At 64.5% G+C, this 17,684-nt stretch carries 6 protein-coding genes and 2 pseudogenes; 3 read left to right on the top strand and 5 right to left on the bottom strand.

Features of this window, described 5'->3' with window-relative positions:
• Nucleotides 1-5: 5 nt before the first annotated feature.
• Nucleotides 6-1,290, bottom strand: a pseudogene (locus ACGFNN_RS21765) (hypothetical protein); the annotation flags it as partial.
• Nucleotides 1,291-1,432: 142 nt separating this feature from the next.
• Between ACGFNN_RS21765 and ACGFNN_RS21760 the strand changes: the two are divergent.
• The 3 genes from ACGFNN_RS21760 to ACGFNN_RS21750 all read left to right on the top strand — a co-directional run bounded on the left by ACGFNN_RS21760 (nt 1,433) and on the right by ACGFNN_RS21750 (nt 2,470).
• Nucleotides 1,433-1,843 carry a hypothetical protein gene (locus ACGFNN_RS21760; protein ID WP_393558072.1) on the top strand — a complete coding sequence of 137 codons (411 nt, stop codon included), beginning with the start codon at nt 1,433-1,435 and terminating at the stop codon, nt 1,841-1,843.
• 109 nt (nt 1,844-1,952) lie between these two features.
• Entirely contained in the window at nt 1,953-2,270 is a 318-nt protein-coding gene (locus tag ACGFNN_RS21755; protein WP_393558070.1) for a hypothetical protein, read from the top strand.
• Nucleotides 2,267-2,470, top strand: coding sequence for a hypothetical protein (locus ACGFNN_RS21750; RefSeq protein ID WP_393558069.1), 204 nt, complete (start codon nt 2,267-2,269; stop codon nt 2,468-2,470). Before ACGFNN_RS21755 ends, ACGFNN_RS21750 begins: the two co-directional genes overlap by 4 nt.
• A 1,016-nt stretch (nt 2,471-3,486) precedes the next feature.
• On the opposite strand, the pseudogene ACGFNN_RS21745 reads toward ACGFNN_RS21750, so the two are convergent.
• The 4 genes and pseudogenes from ACGFNN_RS21745 to ACGFNN_RS21730 all read right to left on the bottom strand — a co-directional run bounded on the left by ACGFNN_RS21745 (nt 3,487) and on the right by ACGFNN_RS21730 (nt 16,105).
• Nucleotides 3,487-4,236 (bottom strand): annotated as a pseudogene (locus ACGFNN_RS21745) (transposase family protein).
• Between the two features lie 169 nt (nt 4,237-4,405).
• Nucleotides 4,406-4,852: an Imm1 family immunity protein gene (locus tag ACGFNN_RS21740; RefSeq protein ID WP_393558067.1), complete on the bottom strand. Its 447-nt coding sequence runs from the start codon at nt 4,850-4,852 to the stop codon at nt 4,406-4,408.
• Nucleotides 4,852-11,751: a polymorphic toxin-type HINT domain-containing protein gene (locus ACGFNN_RS21735; RefSeq protein WP_393558065.1), complete on the bottom strand. Its 6,900-nt coding sequence runs from the start codon at nt 11,749-11,751 to the stop codon at nt 4,852-4,854. The genes ACGFNN_RS21740 and ACGFNN_RS21735 overlap by 1 nt, the downstream gene beginning before the upstream one ends.
• A 112-nt stretch (nt 11,752-11,863) precedes the next feature.
• Nucleotides 11,864-16,105 (bottom strand): LamG-like jellyroll fold domain-containing protein, encoded by a 4,242-nt coding sequence (locus tag ACGFNN_RS21730; RefSeq protein ID WP_393558063.1) that lies wholly within the window; start codon nt 16,103-16,105, stop codon nt 11,864-11,866.
• Nucleotides 16,106-17,684: the final 1,579 nt, after the last annotated feature.

Below are 17,684 nucleotides of genomic sequence, written 5' to 3'. Positions count from 1 at the left end.
GAATATCAACAACGGTAATCTCCGTTGACGACGTCAACACGACAGAGCAGGGCACAGCCCGTGGTCATACCTCCGTCCATCAGGCTTCCGCGGGCACACACATAGGTGATGTACGCGGTGACGTCGTCCGGTGTGCCGAGGCGGTGGTGAGAGTCGCGGATACCAAGAGCAGGCTGACGAGCTGCTCATAGGCGCGGTTGAGGGTCTCACGAGTGAGGCGGGCGGCCAGGCGGGGTAAACGGCGAGGGCATCCACGGGGCGGGCCGGGCGGAAATGGTGCGCAAGCGTGAGCCACTGGCCGTCGCGGGCGCCGCACTCGTCGACTGTCCGCCAGGCGGCGTCGGCGTCGCCATCGTCCAGCGGTTGTCGACGGGGACCCAGCCGCCGCGTGTGTCCGCCCGTTCGGCATCAACGCGGAGAGCCACCGGCGCCTTTTCGCGCCCGGTCGGCCAGCACGCGGTGGCGATGGCCGCGGCACGCAGCTGTTGGTAGGCGAGCAGGGTGCGGCGTGCTCCGAAGTGTTCGCGGCGCAGAGTGACGGCTTCGGCAGGCCGACCGCTCCGGGGGTAGCGATCGGCGAGGTGGTCGATCAGAGCGGTGTCGACGGTGGCGAGGTCCTCGGTCTCCCGGATGCCGCGCTCGGCCCAGTCCAGGGCTCCGGCTGTACGACCGGCGGTGTCGAAGCTCACGGGCGATGAGCAGGTGGGTGTAACCGCTCGGCGCGAGGTCGGCGGCGTGCACGGCGATCACCATGTCAATGTCCCGTCCAGACCTCGCGAGGCGCTGCATCAAGTACTTCTCGGCCCAGCCGGTGCGGTTCGTCTGCCATGCCTCGACCGCGTACCGGCGCAGGGCGGCCATCCCCCGCTCGCCGAGCAGGTCCTCGCATTCGAGCGGTTCGATATCCGTCAGGTCGGCCGTGTCGTCCAGAGCGCGCGTCACCAGCCAGTACGCAAGTTCCACCAGGTCGGGGCCGGCCGCACAGCAGGCCTCATGGTGGGCGTCGGCCAGGTCGGCGCCGATCTCCCCGAGTCGGCCGTCGGAGCCATCGACACTTTCGACCACAGCGGCCAGCATTCCCATCGCCTCCCGGGCCAGATCCATCGAGTCGGTCACCCGGCCGAGGGCCGCGAGTGACCGGATCGCATTGACCGCCTGCGCGGCCTGGTCGGCGTAGGCGTACTAGACGTAGCCGCACTGGGCGAGTGGGCCGCTATCGAGCAACTCGTGCATCCGGGAACGGATCCCGGCCGCGTCGCCGCGGGCGCTTACCGCCCGCAGTTCCAAACGCGCCGCCTTCGTTGGACAGCGAGTACGCCGCGGTGCGGTTGATGTCGACGGCGCCGTAAGTGAAAGCCTTGATGAGGCGGCGGAGAGGGTGAGCGGCCGGTAGGGGGGCCGGACCCGAGGCCTCGACGCCTGGCTGATCGGCATGTCACGGGACGACCTGGTCGCTCTTGTGCGGGAGGAGATGGTTAAGGACCGGAACCTGCGGGAAGTCGCCGTCGATGTAGCCCTGGTTGAGTACGGCGGTCTCCGTGCCGGCCCAGTGGATCCGCCCGGGATCCTGCCCGAACTCCCGGAAAGTGACGCGCAGTCGACGATCCAGGTGCTCAACCTGACCGTCTCGACGGGTCTCGAGCAGCCACCGCTCATCGGCGACTACCGGCACCTCTTCCTCGACGACGAGCATCGCCCCGAGGTGATCGCCGTCCTCGACACCTACCAGCGTTCACTGGAGCAGCTCTCTGCCCGGATCGCCGCTCGCAACGAGAACATCGAGCAGCCCTACCGGACCTTCGGCCCGGTCCTCCTCGACGTCAGCGTCAGCGTCAGCACATGAGCAGCTCGACCGGACAGCCCGACGCCAGCCTCGTCGGCAACCCCTGCCCTTCCTGCGCGCCCTGGCCGAGGACGGCGCCATCCCCCACAACCGCGTGTCCCTCGGAACGGTGAGCTCGGTCGTCGCCGACGCCTTCGCCCCGCCGGTCAGCAGGACTCCCATCCTGCTCAAGGTGTCCGGCATCGCGCTGATCGCCAACGGGCTCGATCCCCGCACTCTCTGGCGCACCCTGCGCAGCGGCGTGCGACTCTACGCGCTGCGCGGCGGGCCCCTGGACAAGAAGGGGTCGGGAGCCGCGTCCTCGACCAGCAGGGCAGGGCCGACGAGCATCAGCTCGACAGATTCGACGAGTTCGCCGCCGATTTTCACGACGCCCGGACGGGAGTCACCGAGCGCGGCCTCGGCATCGCGCAGCTCCGCACCATGATGGACGCGAACTTCGCGCGCGCCGCGGGACGCCGCCGCCGCATCGATCGCCGGCTCATGGAGAGCGAGTGGCCGGTACTGCTCGCCGTGATGGGCAAGCCCAGCACCGAGGGCACCTACCTGAGCCTCACCGAGATCCGCACGCTCGTCGCCGACCGGCGGCTACCGGAACGCGTCACCGAGCGGCTGAAGTCTCACTGAGCGATGCTGGCCTCACCGCCTCACCGAGGCCCCTTCGGCGTCACCGACGCATCACCGCTGGGAGTGGGTGGCCGGTGCCTGACAGCGACTCGGCAGCCGATCCCCACTCCCCTCCGCCGTACGCTTCAGGGCTCCGTCCTACGGCCGGCCCCCAGCACACTCGACGAACCCGCGGTTCAGCGCCCCTTGTCAGCAGGCTCCAGAATCGCCACGCACTCCACATGGTGCGTCATCGGAAAGATGTCGGCCTGAATGGGTCGCGGAAAAGCCCAGGTCAGAGACCACTTTTCAGCTCGTTGCCCTCCGTATGACTGCGTGGAGCGTCAAACGAGCGTCATTACAGAGAGCCAGCAAAACGGCCGCCGAAGCCACGTTCCCCGGTCCATACCCGCCGGCACCGGACACCAGCTCACCTGCCCCGCTCCGCACCATCGGTACGACCAAGATCGTGGGCCATGCCCACCAGCCGACAACACCCCACACCTGTGCGGAGGAACTCCTCGGGCCTGGGCGCCAACGGCTTCGCGCCGTACCGGGAAAAGCCCATCACCGGCCCGGCCTCCGCCTGGACGAGAGTTACGGCGTGATGGTGGGTGACCGCGGAGAGCAGGCGCCTGTGGGTTACGACCAGATGGGCCGGCCCCTTCAGCACCTTGCCGTCAACAGTGATCGCTCGGCGCATCCCGCCCTGTCCGGTAGCCTCGCACCAACCCGCGAGGATAGGCGCCGACCGCCCGGTGGAGGACGTCACCAACGACAGTAACCAGCATCCAGCCGATCATGGTCCGCGAAGTCACAGCGCACTAGAAATTCGGATAGCTAGAGTGATCCGCCTCCACAACATCATGGGCAAGGACTGCCACTCTCACCACGGGCACAGCCGATGCTCCGCCAGGTTCATCGATTTCGGGAGTGGGTCGGGGCTCTTGTCGCGTCCGGGAACGGAATCACACATGATCCACTGCCCTCGGCCGACAATCTGGGACAACTCGCAAAAGGAGCCTTGTCCATCTTGATCAGTTGGCGAGTTCGAGGGCGACGACGGCTCGGACGACGGCTGTTATGCGGGTGGTGCTACAGCAAAGCTTCTGCAGGAGCCGCCAGGACTTGAGGATCGCCGTGTCGCGTTCACCGAGGCTGTGGATCTTCGTGTGGTCCCGGTTGTGACGTCTGCGCCAGCCGCGCACGTGCTTGCCACGGATCGGGACACGGATCGCAGGGCCGCGCCCTGGTACACCTTGTCGGCCCAGCACTTGATGTCGTCTGCGGCGAGGGCGGCGGGAATGCCGTGGGCCCGCGCCACGGTCAGATCGTGTGTGGCTCCCGGCAGTGCGTCCGAGGCCCAGATCAGGGGCCGGCGGGATCGGCGATGAACTGCACGTTCATCCCGCGATGCTTCTTCTTCCCGGAGTAGTACGGCCGGTCTGCGGCGATGCGGCCGATTGGCAGCACGGTGCCGTCGAGGATCACGTACGCCTTTTTCGGAAGGACGTCATGGCCTGTTCCAGCGTGGGCGCGAGGGCGGCGAGGAGATCGACGGCCCCGCGTATGTAGCGGTAGGCCGTGGCGATCCCGATGCGGAAGCCCGCGGCGAAGCGGGCGTAGGTGTCGCCGCAGCGCAGGTGGGCCAGGACGAGCAGGGCCTATCGGCCGCAGGTCAGGCGACGCCAGCGCGAACCGATCCGACGGCGGTGACCTGCGAGAACACCGAAGAGATGCCGCAGCGCCCGGCTGGACAGATCGATGCCGGACGGGTAAACAAGCACGTGAAGCTCCTGACGGACTGGTGATCTTGGTCGTGAACCCGTCTACCAGGAGCTTTCTTCATGCCCGCCGCTGGGACTGCCGGTCCCACTACCCGTCAGGTTGGAAACTACTCAAGGTGTAAGGGCCCATCGGTATGCTGACGGGCCCTCACACTCGAAAAGTTGACCGTTATCCCCAGGCGTCCAAATCCTGCCATCGAACACACGTGGGGCGCAGCCCGCCGGAGGCCAGAAACTCTTTGGCCGCCTGACGCACTAGAGGAATTGGGATCTCTGAATGTTCCGAGAACTCGGTCAGATGCCCGTGTTGGAAATATACCGGGTCGATTCTGGTATCAGAAGATCCCTTAGAGACGAAATTTCCACCTGCATCACTAAAGGTAACCAGCCCGACACCCAGCTCTCTATCGACACCCACCATGAGCTCATGATCGGGAGTTCCAGCCGGCAAAAGGCCCCGGTCGAGCGAATAGATCGATGCCAGGTTTTCCTTCATCAACCCCTCCGCCGGCTCAAGCAGATCGTCAATCACGGAATCGATGTCGTCAATCGAATAAAGGATCCTCGGCGTCTCCCCGTGCTCATAGCGGTACTGTGCTTCAGCTCGCGCCTTCATTAGCCCACCCCATGGTATGTATGCTGGCCGTTTGGCCAGTGTACCGTGAGCGACCGATTTGGCCCAAGCAGGGCGGGGAGAACCTGATTGCACCCCAATTTCACCGTACATGGCCCCGTCGGGAAATTGATATACAAGTCTGCATGAGCAAGACCGTCCCTGTCCATGATGGCCGCAAACTTCTGCTCCACATCCACGGCACGCCCAGAGTTTGACGAAGTAATTCCCCTCTTCTTGAGGGTGTCATTTACCCAGGAGATCAAGTCGGTGTCTTGCCCTCCGTGGCGTCCACTCGTCAAATCATGCCTTACGCCATCGGGCCCCACTCCAGAGCCTGTCGTATGCCCGCCGCCCCATGTGGGAAGTTTGGCCAGCTCTTCCGCATGATTGCAGTTGTGGACAAGGACTGGCGCGCTCCCTGCCAGCACATAGTAGGTGTGCAGGTCGCTGACGGTCAGGTTGTAAACGGTGGCTTGCTGGGCTGTCCAGCGCCTGATGGCAGAGACCTGAACCGTGGTGCCGGCGCTGGTCTTGAGCCACTGGCCGGATTCAAGATCGGTGGCGTCGATCCACTCACCGATAGCCGGGACCCAAAAGGGGTGGTTGTGAGTGGCGGTGATGCTTGCCGTGCGCGATCCCTGGTCCCCATCGATGTCGATGGTGATCTCAACCAGGCGCTTGGTGCCTTCGCCCTTTATCTCGGCAGTTACGGTCTCGATTTTTCTTTTGCCGGACTTGGGGTCGGTTGCCAGGACCTTGTCGCCGTTCTTGACTTCCTCGATTGGCTTGGTGCTGCCGTCAGCCATCAACACCTTTGTGCCGGGCACGAAGCTGTTGGGCTCACATCTCGTCTTCTTGAGCAGGCTTTTCGCCAGCCGCGCCTCACCTACCAGAGGAACGGCGCTTGCTGCTCTCTCGCTTGCTGCTTGATAGTTCCCCTGAATGAGATCGTTGATTCCCAGGACGGCATCAGCGGCCGGCCCAAGAACGGGGACGAAAATTCCCACAGCCTCGACGACTTCGGTCCAAGGGATGACCCGGGTCCTGTCGATCCAGTTCTTGCAGCCGAGACACCCATGGGTGTAGTAGCGCTTTCCTGCCTTGTTTTCGTCGTACTTCTTCCAGTACCAGCTGCCCTTTTTCTTGGTCCATGATTCGTTGTAGGTGACAGTGGTTTTGGATACCGAGTTGCTTGGCACGCACGTGCTGCTGTTACCGCCACAGATTCCGTCCGGGCGCAGGCCGGTGGGGTCGGAAAGGGTGGCCGGAGCGTTGTTGGCGTAGGTATAGCCGTTGATCTGTTGTGGGTCGGCAAGGTCCATGATCGGGTCGACGCTGATGAATCGGCCGATGCCTGGGTCGTACTCGCGGGCACCGAGGTGGGTCAGTCCCGTACTGGTGTCGGTGGTGCCGCCGACGAAGCCCTTGGTGCTGGGCCAGCTCGTCGGGACATCGCCGCGGGCACTGCCGAAGGGGTCGGTACGGCGCTGAGTGAGAGCAAGGCTTGCGGCGTCGATGGCGAGTTGGCCAGTGCCGTGATGGTCGCCGATCGTGAAGGCGACGCTGCCATTATCGTTGCGGACGGCCTGCTGGCCGTTGCCCAGGTCGATGAACCGGGTGGCCTTCGGAACCGTCGCGCCCTTGGGCAGGACGATCTCGGTGTGGCCGAGGTAGAGCGTGGTCTCAGTGTCGGTGCGGCTAATCAAGCGGCTTCCGCCGGCGTCGTACAGATACGCGGTGGTCTTGTCAGCGGCGCCTTCCACCGGCTCGGTGACCGTGGCCAGGTGGCCCTCGGGATCCCAGCTCAGGCTCTGCGTGGTGCCTGCGACCGTGCGGCTGGTCGTGTTGCCTACCTCGTCGTAGGCGTAGCTGTCGCGCGAGGTGACCGTCGGACCGACGCTGGTCACCGAGGTCAGGGCGTGGGGCTTCACCCCACCAGCCGGAGGGTAGGCGTAAGTGCGCTCGACGTTCTTAGCCTGGTCGCCCGTCAGGTCGTGCGAGGTCTCACTGAGCCGGTTGCCGACCTTGTCATACGTATAGGAGTTCCAGTAGGGCGCCGGGCCACCGACCTTCCCCGCCGCGGGTGAGCTCGTGCAGGTGGAGGCCGGCTCTGTCCACTCCTGGGTCACCCGACGCAGGTGGTCGTAGGTGAAGCACTGGGTGTCGGTGCCCGACCTGGAGACGTCCGCGACGGACAGGACATTCCCTACCTCGTCGTAGCGGTAGGTGGCGTACTTGTCCACACCCGCGATGTCTTGCCGATCGACACGGCTGGTAGCCAGACGCTGAGTGCCCCACTCATAGGTATTGGTGACCTTTGTCTGCTTACCGGTGCCGCCGTTGGTCATCTTCACTTGTAGCGGCTTGCCAGTGAGGCTGTAGCTGGTGGCAGCGCTGTAGCCCTGTCCTGTGACCCCGTTGAGGCGCAGGGTGTCGTCGTAGCTGTAGGTGATGACCTCGCCCGGCAGAGAGCCTGCCTTGGAGTAGTTGACACTCTGCAGCAAGCCGCTGGGCTTGAAGACCGAGGCCGTCTGATAGGTGCCGGCCAGCGCTCCTTCCGCCGCGGGGATCGTGACGGCCGTACGGGTGGCCCGATAGAGCGGGTCGTAGGCGGTTACCGAGCTGGTGTATGCGCTGCCGTCCACATAGCGGGTGCTGGAGGCCAGTTGGCCCTTGGCTCCGCTGATGGTGTCGTAGGTCCAGTCGACGAGCTTTGTCCCGGTCGCCGAATCCTTGCGCAGCTCGGTCTCTCGTCCGAGGTTGTCGTAGGTGTGGTGGAGGGTGCTACGAGCAGCCGTGGTCGAGGCCGCCGTCGTGGAGACGAGTTGCCCTCGGTCGTCATACGAGCTGTCGGTTGTGCCCTTGTCCGGGTCGGTGGTGCGCACCTGGCGGCCGAGTTGGTCGTATGTGTACGTCCAGGAGTTGCCAGCCGGGTCGGTGACCTTTTCCAGCTTGCCGCTAGGCGTATGGGCGTAGCGGGTTGTGTCGTAGTCGGCGCCGAGGGTGCGCTCCTGGTGCTGACGCAGCTCGGTGGTCTGGCCCCGGGCGTCATTGACTGTGGTGGTGGCGGTGCCGCCAACGGGGGGGATGACCGTGGTGCGGTCGCCGTTGTAGACAGTGCGGGTGATGCCGAGGACTTGGCCGCCGTCGCCGTTGCCCGCAATCTGCCGGGACTCCGTGATGCGGCCGAGTCCGTCATAGAGGCTACGGGTCTGTGTCTCCACGCTCAGCGCGTCATCGGGAGCGAACAGTTCGGTCGACGGTGCCTGCGTGGTGTAGTAGGTGCTGAAGTTCTTGGCGGCCAGTCCGCGCTCGTCGTAGAAGGTGTCTGCAAGGAGGCTGCCACCGTCCGGCCCCGGCGCTTGGGTCTGGCGTTCGCGCAGAAAGCCGTCGTAGAGGGTGTAGGCGGTGGTATGGCCGCCGGTGTTGTTCAGGGTGCTGGTTGCGACGGCGACCGCTTTGCCGTCGGTGATGGTGTAGGTGAAGGCGTAGTTCGGCGTTTGTGAGGTGTATCGGTTAGCGAGCCAGACCTTTGCCGAGCGGCCGAGTGCGTCGTAGGCGAACTCGGTCACCTTGTTGTTGGTGTCTGTGACCCGTAGCGGCTGGCCGCGCAGGGGGTCGTTTTCCGAGGTGGTGGTCTGGGAGCTTCCGCTGTTTCCGGAGACAGCTGGTGGTGTGGTCACCTTGGTCTGCGTGGCAAACCCGGTGGCCGGGGTGTAAGCAGTGACGGTGGTTCGGCCGTCGTTGCGCACGGTTCGCACTGGGGCCGCGTCACCAGTCGAGGTGACGTTCGCGGTCAGGTCGGTCATGTTCAGCTGACGGCCGTAGGCGTCGTACGTGGCACCGGCTTCCAGGTATGTGGCCTTGGTTCCGTCGTGCTGCTTCAGTGTGGCCGTGGCGGTGGCGTCGCCCTTGGTGGGCGCGGCTCCGTATGCGCCGCCGTCGTAGGCGGTGCGCACGTCAGAGATGACGTCCTTGGCCCGGTCCGGTGCGACGTCGCATGCCTTGGCTACGGTCTCGACCCTGGACGGCAGCGAGAGGATGTTGTCGGTGCTGTTTGTGGCGTACGTGGTGCGTGTGCACTGATTGTCATCTGCGGTTGAGTTGTCACCGCGGTCGTCGACCTCGGTGACCCGCCCAGCCACTGTCTCGTAGGTGTTGGCCGTGGAGGTTATGCGCCACTGGGAGCCGGCCCCGCCGTCGAGGGAGGTCCAGGTCTTGGCACTCTCGGTCCCTGTGAGGTTGGCCGTGACGGTGCCCCAACTGCGTTTCTTCTCGGCAGTTTGGTGGTGCCAGGGCCTGTCCACCGTCTTTTCGAGTACCTTGCCACCCGGCTTGTCAAAGGTGACTGTTTTGTACGGGAAGCCGTTCGCCGACTCATGGTCGGTTATCGGCTCTCCCTCATCCGTGCCGAGGTTGACCGAGACGCTCTTGGTGCCGCCGGTGGTGGTGGCCCGGTCACCGTCCATGCCGCGCAGGAAGTAGTGGTCTTCCTGGGATTTCATGGCGATGGCACCGCCCTGCCCGCCGGTCTGAACTCTGACTTGGCCGTAGCCGCGCCACTGGGACCAGGTCTTTTCCTTCTCCTTGGTCAAGCCGTCATCGTCATCGAAGTGCCATGCCGCGTTGCCGAGGTACTGATATGTGGTGACCTGGTCGGGCGCGCCACCGGTGCGGTCGGTGCTTGTGACGGAGTCGGTGACGTACTTGTTGAACCAGTGTTGTTCTGCGGGGTCGGTGTCATTGCCACCGATGTACTGGGGGAAGCATCGGGTGGTGTTCGTCGCTGGAGTCGGCAGCGCACTCCAGTCGCAGACGGCAGCCGAGTAGTTCACACTGACCTGGCCACCGGACTCATCGTCCACCGAGGAGAGTCGGTCCTTGATGAACGGGGCGAATCCATCGCCTGTCTTGTCCAGCCGGTTGGCGAGCTGGGTGTAGGCGAAAGTTGTTTTCGGCAGGGTGATGGTCGGGGTCGCCGACTGACCCGTGTGCTGCACACTGTCGAGGAGGAGCTGGTAGTCCGTGTCGGCCATGCCCCATCGATGGCCGAGCTTCCAGGAGTCGACTTTGCCGTAGGTGCCGTCGGTCTTGAGAACCTGTGTGGTGACGTCGGTCAGTCGCTTGCGGGTCCAGAAGGACGGTGACAGCCGGCCGTTGTCACAGGTGGTCTCGGCCTTGCAGTTCAGGTCCCACGGGGTGTCGTACCAGTAGAAGGCTTTGGTGTCGATCGTGTCGGCAGCGCAGGTTACACCGGTCGCTGGTATGCAGCGCTCCGTGTTGTCGAAAACGACCTGTGCCAAAGGTTTGGCAGCATATAGATCAGGGGACCGCTGCCCGTAGTCGATGCGCGTGAGGTATCCACCACGCGTGTACGGGGTGTCGTCGGCGGACTTCAGGTTGCGGCCGTAGGAGTTGGTCTCCTTGGTGTAGTGGTAGCTGATCGCGTTGCCGTACACGTCGACGACGTAGTCGAGGTTCCACCTCCACGCCTGCTGGCACCATGAGTCGGCGAACGTCGCCGCGTGGCACTCTTCAGCGGAGTCGTTTCCGTAGACAGGAAGGGTCCAGGTGGAGTCGGTTGTGCTCTTTCCTGTACTCCATCCCGGCAGACGGTTGTAGCCGAAGTAGTAGCGGGTTCCGTCTGGGGAGGTGAGGCGCCAGTACTCGCCGTCGTTGTCGCCGTTGCCTCGGTTGGCCGACTCCAGACGTTTGATCCGCGTACCGTCATCGCGCTTCAGTCTGAACTCGTCGTTGCCTGCGGGGACCAGTTCACCGCCGGCGCCGTTGAAGGAGATGGTCGCGTTGTCGTAGGCCCAGCACATGTCGCCGGGCTTGTTGCCGTCCGCGTTCTTGACTCCGTCATCGGCGCAGGGCTTGTAGCTGCGCTCGATGAAGCCGGGCCATAGGTCGAACCCGTCGCCCACCCATGAACCTTGGTTGTTCGTCCCACCGGTGCGGCCGTCTATCGTGCCGGATGAGTAGGAGAGCCCGACGCTTGGCTTCAGCGCCCCCGGTACCTCAGGGACCTCCATGTCGTAGGACCATGTGAAGTCGCCGGTGTTGAGTGCAGTGTTCCAGGTGGAGGACGGAGAAAGCGGAGTCGCCTTGTAGTCTCCTTTGTCACCGCCGACGGCGGCAGTCGCGGCCAGGACCGTGGGGGCTCCGGCCTGCAAGCTTACTGACTCTGCGGTCAGCGTCTTGCGTTCTGTGTCGTTGACGGCGGCAACAGGCTCTCCGGACCGGCACGCCTTCACTTCTGGCGTGGTGAGGACGCACTTCGGCAGCTGGACAAGGCTCATACGCGACGCGTAGGCACCACCGAAAAGCTCACTGAATTGTGCGTAGTCGACCGCCACAGCGACCGGCTGCTGCGTACTCTCCGATGAGGCGCTCGTGGCCTGGGCCGGCTCACCGGCTCGGAGGGTGAACAGGAGGCCATCGATTCCGGCTCGCTTAGCCTTACTACCTTCGAGCACCTCTGACTTCACCGTGCGGGGGGCGCGTCCCGTCGTCCCGCTCGCTGCAGCCTTGCCCTGAGCCGGGCCGACGGCAATGGGCTGCCCCTTGGCAGAGGTGAAGTGCTCGCCGCCCTTTGCACTTGGCGGCGGCAGGGCCACCGTGGCCTCTGTAGGCTCAGGCTGTTCAGCCCGCGGGACACCCGACGGCACTCTGGGGCCCTTGTTCTTCACGCGCGGCTTTGCCGTGCCCCGGGGACCTCCCACGACGGGTTTCTCTGCCGCTGGTAGCCCGGGCAAATTGCTTACCGCACTAGCCGTAGATGATGCCGACGGCGCTGCGGCCGTCTGCAGCAAAGTGGCAACCAAAACTGCGGAGACTGCTAGCGCTGATCGGCGAAATGCCCTGTTCTTTGGGGTAAACGCTGTCGTGAGTTTCATGCGAGGGGTGTCCATCACTGCCGGGCGCCGGGTGCCTGTCGGGCTGCGGCGCGGGACTGAAACTGCAAGGCTTCGGGCACTGCTGACGTGCCTGGAACGCTGGCTGTGGGGGTCAGCTGCCGTTAGGGACCTCTGTTGGGACATCGAACAGAGATCCGGCAAGTAGGCCGATTTGCACGTCGTTCAGTGCGCCTTGGAAGGCCCATACATCGTCGATCGAGCCGGCGAAGTACTCCCCAGTGGTGTCTCCCGAGGCGCGCCCGACCTGGATTGATTTGGACGCCTTGAACGTCAGCACGTTGTCTGCCCACGCGATGAGGTCCTGGCAGGCTGCGTCATCAGCGCTACCATCCCCGTCGGTGTCTCCACAGGCCACTTCTTGGAGGACACCGTTGACGTACAGCCGGGCTTCTTTGGCAAAGCCGTCGTATACCACCGCGAGGTGATTCCAGTCGCGTACGTCGTAGAACTCCGAGCTGGCGGCCTTCTTGACCGAGGCTGTGGAGCTGTCACTGCTCGGGAGGCTGAGTTCCCATCTTCCCGGACCGACAGCATCGCCAGTTTCGGGCTGGAAGCGCACATCGAACGCACTGCGAGTGGCACCTTCAGCGCTCACAACGGACATGCTGTGGTCGGGCAGTGCCGCCGCCTGGGCCCAGGCTGTGACGGTGAAACTGGCTCCCGTGTCGACGGGCATGGTCGGGGTTGCCGCGTAGGAGTCGACGCCATCCAGTTGCAAGCCGTTGAAGTCGACCGTGCCGGCTCCGAGCTGGGCGCCCCCGTACAGGTTCATGGGGCGTTTCTCGACAGTGGAGTCCGGAGAGGTGACCGGAGTTCCCGTGCCCGTCTCCTCGAAGTTCCAACGGCCCTTCAGGATGGGGCTCTGCCTGAACAACTGCTGCACTTCTTCGGCAGCGACCACCCGGTCCAGGAACCGAATGTCGTCGATCTGCCCTGGGAAGTGCTGGATCATGTTGCCGCCGTCGATGGTCAGAGCACCGACCTGGACCTGCTTGCCCGCATACCACGATTTGGTCTGAGCGACCGTCCCTGCCTTCTCGCCATTCACGTAGAGGGTCAGGGTGCCGGCAGTTGGATCATGTACGCCGACGAGGTGCGCCCATTCGCCCACGCGTGCTGTCGTTCCCTGGGGCTGCACAACTCGGATCTGGGTTGCGCCCACCACGTCCGCGGAGTACTGGAAGAATCCCCACTGATTGCTTGTCTTGGAGTAGGCAAGCTCAAGGCCCGGCCTGTTCACCCCGAGCTGCGCAACGACCGTGGCGCCTGTGGCAGGGAGTCGGTCCAGCTTCGCCCAGGCCGAGACAGTGAAGGGACGCTCGGTGTCCACGTGAGGGGCTGCCGTGCGCGCGTAGTCATCATCGCCGTCCAGCTGCAGTGCCCGACCGCTCACTCCGGCAGCGCCCAGCTTGGCGTTACCCGCCAGTGCCAGGGACTGGGTGTCTGCATGCCCGGTCACTTCGGTGGCTCCGGCTGCTTCGTCCAGCGGGAAGATCGCCCGGGCGGTTCGCCCACTGCCGATCGGCTTCTTCTGATGAAGGTTGGTGACCTCCGCGTCGGAGACCGGCTTGTCGAAGATCCGGACGTCGTCAATGCTTCCGGGGAAGTAGTTGGTCGGGGTGCCGAGCAGGTTGGCTGCCCCGATCTGGAGCCCGCGGCGCGCATCCCAAGCCGTGGTGTACGGGGTACTGCCCGCCAAAGAACCGTCCACGTAGAGCCGCAGCTCCTTCGCACCACCTGAGTAGACGCCGACCAGGTGGGTCCACCGTCCGGCTGTCACTCCGCCGGCAACGGGGGCCATGGCCCGGACGATAGAGGCACCTGCCGTATCGGAGGTGTACTGGTTGAAGACCCAGCGGTCATACCCCTTCGAGTAGTACAGCTCGAACCCCGGGGAATAGTTGCCGGGCTGTGCAGCCACTACCGCAGCATCTGTGGGCATCTTGTCCAGGTTCACCCATGCCGAGACGCTGAAGCCGTTGGCTGTGTTGACCGTAGGTATGTCTGTCGCTGCGTAGCCGCTCGTGCCGTCGAAGTGAACCGCTGTCCCAGTTGCCCCTGCGGCGCCGGGGGTAGCTCCTCCATAGAGCTTTGCCGTCCTCGCCCCAGAGCCTCCAGAAGCGGAGGTCGCGTCAGCAGCATCGTCGAACTTCCAGTTCGCTCTCTCCGGCTGGCCCGCCTTCACTCTGAACTGATAGGTCCGCACTTCCGAGCCGTTGCCAGCGGCATCAAATGCCTGGGCCGTGATGAAGCTCAGTCCGGCTTTCGACGGCAGTACCTTCACAGCCTGCGCAGCGCCGGCCGCGGTGGTGAGGACGTTCTTCGACGAGGGATCGCCGTTGATTCCATACCAGTACTTGGTGACGTCGCTGTCTGCGGCCTTGATCTGGAACGAACCGTAACGGCCTACGCCGTCGAACCAGGGATCGTCCGGGTTCTCCGGGTCTGATGCCGGGTAGTCGCCCGAGGTGATAGCGGGTGCCTTGGGGACGGTGGTGTCGTAGACGAAGTAACAGCCCGTCGGATCGCCAGCCGACGACCACGGTGAGTACTGCGCCCCGTCATAGCTGCGTACGTACCAGTTCACCGTCTTGTTCTGCGGGATCGACGTGGGCAGGCTGACCACGAAGCTCGAACCCGACACCTTGTAGGACGTCAGTGCGGGTTTCCAGCGGGCGATCGCTCCCTTCCCATCGCCCGTGTCCCACATCGCCTGGAACTGCACGGCGACGTTGTCGCCGTCCGGGTCTGTGATGCTGTTCGCGTACACCTTGCCGAGGGTGCGTACACGCGGGGCGCTCTCCGGTCGCTTGCAGGTGCCCCCGTATTCCATGGTGAGCTGGGACATCTTGACCTGTGCCGGCGCAAGGTTGTACTTGACCCGGAGGAATGCCTTGTCGGAGAAGCGCTTCCAGGCGTAGCCGTCGGTCTCGCTGGCAGCCTGCAACCCGAACGTGAGCGAGGACGCCTTGTCGTTGGCCGCCTTCTGCACCGCGGAGCGCACGTTGAACTCTGCATCCTTGGCAGCGCAGCCGTCGTAGCCGTACGCGAAGGACGAGGATGTCAGTTTCTCGATCCAGAACCCCGAAGCATTCTGCGAGTTCCAGGTCGTCGACGACGAGATGCCCTTAGTCCTCCACAGCTCGACGCTCCGATCCGAGCATGAAGCAGACCATGTGTTCCGGACAACGAACTCCGCCGAGAGGATCGACTTGCCCGCGAACTTCGACGTCGGTATCTGGTAGAAGATCCGCTTGGTGTCGTGCGGAGCACAGTAGGACCAGTTGCAGTAGCCCATACCTGACGTGGACTCACCGTTGAACTTCCACTGCGGCGACGATGCCCAGTACTTCGATGCCATCGTCCATGACGATGCTCTGGGTGAGTACCACTGCGGATCGATGAACACCGGGTATGTGGTGTCCGGGCCCCGCAGCAGTTCGGCGTCCGGCGTCAGTACCAGTTCGTCGCCGCCGGCCGGCACATCCACGTCCACCGGTACGAGCGCTCCCGACTCCCCCGCCGCTGGTTCCGTCGACGATGCTGCATCAGCATCAGCGGCTCGCGCTTCGCGTTCAGGCACGTCTTCGGCGCCCTTGGCCGTTGCTGCGGCAGGTCCCGTACTGGAATCCCACATCATCGGCTTCGGGGCTTCGAAGACTGCCCCCTGCGCACCCTTGTCGACCGCCTCAAGACCCCCGTCCTGCGTCTCATTGACGTCCATGCCCTCAGCGGCAAGCTGCAGACGCAGCTTCGACAGCGCCTCGTTCTCTGCCGCAGCCGCGGTCTTGACCACCAGGAGTTGAGTGAAGCCGTCTTCCTGCGCCTGCATCCGCAGGTCCACGTCCGGGAGCACGTCACGGTAGGTGGCAGTCGCACCGTTCAGCTCAGGCGCCGGCAGTTCTCCCGGCCACGACAGAGCAAGCTCGCGGCCTGCCTTCGTCATCTTCACCAGAGGCATATCGCCACCGCCGGAAAACGTCAGGCCGACCGTAGTGACCTCGGGTGCGACTCCACCTCCACCGGCTTGCGCCAGTTCGGTGTCGACAGGCTTCCACTCGCCGTCCACACGGGCTCGCACGGGACGTAGGTACTCGCGCGCTTCCAGGTTTCCGTCACTGGTGGCGAAGACATCGCTGCTCTCGGCTCTCAGCGACAGGACCTCAACCGGCTGGCCGGTTCGTTTCGCGGCGGCTCTCGCGGCGGCTACGTCCGCCTCTCCAGCATCAGGTTCGGATGCGGTTGCCCTCGCCGCAGGGGCGCCCCCGGTGGAAGCAGCTGCCGAAGCTGGCAACATCACGACAACCATGCTGAGCAGCGCCGTTGAGGCCATCGCCCGACGTCGGCGAGACACATGACTCCACACAAAACCCACCCCGGCTCCAAGGAGATGAAGATCCACTGAGAGCGGGACCTGATGGGGACTTTATGTAGCGACCAGGTGAATATCCAGATGGAAAATGCTGGCGTCACGCACTAAACCGGACGATCGTCCCGTGATTGAAGTCACGTTTGCAGGAGCCTTGAGCGGGCCAACGGAGGGCGTTGCCATGCAGGTTGAAGCATTCGGCAGCCCTCTCCGTGAAGTGGCCGCACGGGATCTTCACGACCGTGAGGCAGTCGAGCCCTCAAGAGGCGGCGGGAGCTTGAGGTTCTGGCCCTACCGCTCCCCCGGCAGCGCCAGACTCGACTCGTGGCAAGGCCAAGCCACCACGCGGACCGGCAAAGTCCTGTGACTGCCAAGCGTCGGCCCAAGACCACGCCTTGCACGTTCTTGCCCGCCATTGGCGAGGCGAACAGGCCCGCACGGGACCGCGTCGCGTGGCGGAGGGACCGATTACCAGCGGGCGCGGTTAGGGCTTTCTCACCCACACCTCTATCTTCCGCAGGTCCGCAACCAGCGGGCCAAGTTGCCTGCTGTAGCTGAGGGGCGACAGCGGGACGGGGCGCGTGGAAGCCCCGTGCAGCCATCTACCTGTCAGCAAACTTGCGGAGGTTGGACGCGTCGGCCGGGACAGCGCTGATGTCGTGGTTCCCGAGCCGACGGCTGGCGGGGCGGGAAGTTCTGTGCCAGCCAGTGGTGATGAATGCTCGGCTGCAACCCCAGTCGACCTCACGACTTCCGACGTCAGGAAGCGGAAAGTGACACGCGCTCGGCAAACGATCAGTACATCACCAATGGAGTGCAGCAGCGCCACAGACGCCGGCCCATGCGGCTGCTGACACCAGGAGTCCCATACCGTGCGGACGGACTCCTCCTCGTGCGGATATCCCGTCAGCCCAGCCATGGCCGGAAAGGTGCGGCAGATTTAGCTTCCGCTGCGAGCGTCATCCGAGCGTCAAGATATTCCGGAGGAGATTCTGAGGACGTCGCCGCTGCGCTCCAACCCCACGCAAATCCGCAGGTGAGATGGCCTGAAAGGGACATGCCGCCTACTCGACCCATTGCGCAGAGCGAAACAGGTCAAGCAACCCATCCAACTAGCAAAACAGCAGGTCAGGCTCCCTTTGCCACCGGCTCCAGAATCGCCACGCACTCAACGTGCGCAGTCATCGGAATCATGTCCGGATTCCCTGCCTGGAGAAAACCGCAGGTGGGGTGCCCTTTGCCCGCCCTCCGAAGCGGACCGACCGGGTCGGAGCGTCATATGAGCGTCACGACTGCGCCTCTGACACCGCTCCCCAAGTCCCCGCCGTCGAGTGGCCCGAAGTCAGGAATGCGGCCCCACGTACGACTCGGCGTATGCGCTGAGGAGGTCGGGCTGGCCGCGGTGGCCCGCAGGGCGGCCGGCTCCTACTCGCTGGGGATGAAGCGGCGGATGGCGGGTGAGGGCCGGGCCGGGCTGATGTCCATGCACCGACTCACCGGGCGGGCTCTCCTGATCGACGCCGTCGTACTGGGGGTCTCGCTG

Origin of the sequence: Streptomyces sp. NPDC048590, assembly GCF_043199535.1 — a bacterium.
Classification (GTDB): domain Bacteria; phylum Actinomycetota; class Actinomycetes; order Streptomycetales; family Streptomycetaceae; genus Streptomyces.
This window is presented reverse-complemented; position numbering and strand designations above follow the sequence as displayed.